The 2,373-nt window shown below is 69.1% G+C and carries 2 protein-coding genes and 1 pseudogene; all 3 read left to right on the top strand.

Annotated elements, in window-relative coordinates:
- Positions 1-870, top strand: an 870-nt coding sequence (locus I0Q12_RS25500) for an LLM class flavin-dependent oxidoreductase (protein ID WP_197255926.1), incomplete at its 5' end; no start/stop codon positions are given.
- Between the two features lie 75 nt (positions 871-945).
- The gene (locus tag I0Q12_RS25495; protein ID WP_197255924.1) at positions 946-1,914 is read left to right on the top strand and encodes a carbon-nitrogen hydrolase family protein; all 969 of its coding nucleotides are present in this window, start codon (positions 946-948) and stop codon (positions 1,912-1,914) included.
- A pseudogene (locus I0Q12_RS25490) lies at positions 1,911-2,373 on the top strand (amidase); the annotation flags it as partial. The gene I0Q12_RS25495 and the pseudogene I0Q12_RS25490, both read left to right, overlap by 4 nt.

Raw genomic sequence — 2,373 nt, 5'->3', positions numbered from 1 at the left:
GGTCTCGCCGCGGTGACCGAGAAGATCAAGCTGTTCGCCTCGACCGCGATCCTGACCCTGCCGCCGGCGCTCGTGGCCCGCATGGCCTCGACGATCGATTCGATCGCTCCCGGCCGCTTCGGTGTCAACATCGTGACCGGTTGGGCCCCCAACGAATACACGCAGATGGGTCTGTGGCCGGGGGAGGAGTACTTCGGCTACCGGTACGCGCAGGCCACCGAGTACGTCACGGTCATGAAGCAGCTGTGGGCGGACGGTGTCAGCAACTTCAAGGGCGAGCACTACACGATGGACGAGTGCGTCCTGTCGCCGAGCCCGACCGGCGGCGGCGTCCCGATCGTGGCGGCCGGACAGTCCAAGAGCGGGATGAAGTTCGCGTCCGAGATGGCCGACTTCAACTTCATCATGGGCACCGGTATCAACACCCCGACCGCGATCTCCGACTCGGTCACGACGCTGGTCGATGCGGCCGCGACCACGGGCCGGGACGTGGGTGCGCTGACCCTGTTCATGATCATCGCGGACGAGACCGACGAAGCGGCGCAGGCGAAGTGGCAGGACTACCACGACAACGCCGACCTCGAGGCCCTCGGTTACATGGCCGGCCAGTCCGCGGCCGACGCCACCGCCGACGACGCGTCCACCGCCAAGACCATCTCGTTGCCCGAGGGTGCAGTGAACTTCAACATGGGCACCCTCGTCGGGTCGTACGAGACGGTGGCGAAGATGCTCGACGAGGTCGCCGAGATCGACGGCATCAAGGGCATCATGCTCACCTTCGACGATTTCGTGCAGGGCATCGAGAACTTCGGTACCCGTATCCAGCCGCTCATGAAGAGCCGCAACACCATCGCGGCCGAAGCGGCCTGACCCCGAACGACGGGTGGGAGCGCGTGCAGCAGGCCGCGCTCCCACCCGTCCCCATTTCTCCCCGGAGGTTCCTCTTTGACTTCGCGCACCCTCGACGTCGCCATCGTGCAGGCCGGCGAACTGACCGAGGACCTCCTCGGCAACCTGGCCAGGCTCGCCGCACTCGTCCGCACCGCGGCGGCACCCGCAGACGACGGCAGCACACCCGACCTGGTGGTCCTCCCGGAACTGATCACCACCCCCTACTTCTGCACGAGCCACGACGTCGACCGCACCCCGTGGGCACAGACGATCCCGGGAGACGCCACCGATCTCTTCGGCGACCTCGCACGAGAACTGGGCTGCGCCATCACCTTCGGCATGTTCGAGCGCACCGACCACGACGTCACCCACAACTCCGTCGTGCTGATCGACCCGACCGGCGAGGTGCTCACGTGGCGCACCCCCGACGGCGGAAGCGTGCCGGCCTATCGCAAGCTGTCGCTGCCCGCGAGCAAGGTCGGCGACGTCGACATCGACGAGAAATACCACTTCTCGCCCGGACAGGCACCGGCCACCGTCGACGCGTTCGGCACCCGCTTCGGCTGCGTCATCTGCTACGACCGCACCTTCCCCGAATATTGGGCGGTCGCGCGCGCACTCGGCGCAGAAGTGATGCTCGCGATCGTCTCGTCGCTCGGCAGCCGTGAAGACCTGTTCCTCGCCGAACTGCAAACCCGTGCACTGGAATCGCAGACCTGGATCATCGCTGCCAACCGCGGCGGCCCCGAAACCCTCAACGGTGTGACCGTCGACTACTTCGGGCTGTCCTGCGTGATCTCCCCGAGCGGTGAGATCGTCGCCCAGGCTCCGGCCCACAGTTCGGGGGAGACCCTACGCGTCACCATCGACCTCGATGCCGTGCCCGCGCGCCGGGCGTCGTTCCCGCTGGCCCGCGACCGCCGCCCCGACGTGCTGCGCCTGCTCGCCGACCTCACCGACGGGACCGTGCGCGCCGCGCCGCTCCCGCGTCCGTCCGCTGTCCCGAAGGAGGTGGTCGGATGACCGCGACCGACTATCCCGACCTGACCGCGACCGCGGCCACCACCGTCGACGACCTGCTGCCGCAGGCTCGCGTCGACATGGCGCCGCTGCTCGACGCGTCCCGGCTCGTGCCGCTCGAGCCGGTGCCGGACGGGCCCCCCTGCGAGCCCGCGCATTCCGTAGCGCTGCTGGCGTCGAGCCCGGTCTCGCAACCCCCGATACCCGCCCCCACGGACGCTGTGTCGGTAGACGTGCCGCTCCATGAACTCGGGGTCCGCGACCTCCTGGCGGCGTATGCGTCCGGGAGCACCACGCCGAGCGCGGTGCTCGCCGCCCTGCGCTCCCGCTGGACCGACCCGGCGCTCGCCGGGGGAGCGGTGCTCGCCGTCGTCGACGGCGCAGACGGTGCGGCCGCGGAATCCGACCGGCGCTGGACGGACGGGACCGCCCGCCCGCTCGAAGGGATCTTCTTCGCTGTCA

The organism is Rhodococcus sp. CX (assembly GCF_015865005.1).
Taxonomy (GTDB): Bacteria; Actinomycetota; Actinomycetes; order Mycobacteriales; family Mycobacteriaceae; genus Rhodococcus.
The sequence above is the reverse complement of the archived record's forward strand: the minus strand, read 5'-3'. Positions and strand labels throughout refer to the sequence as shown.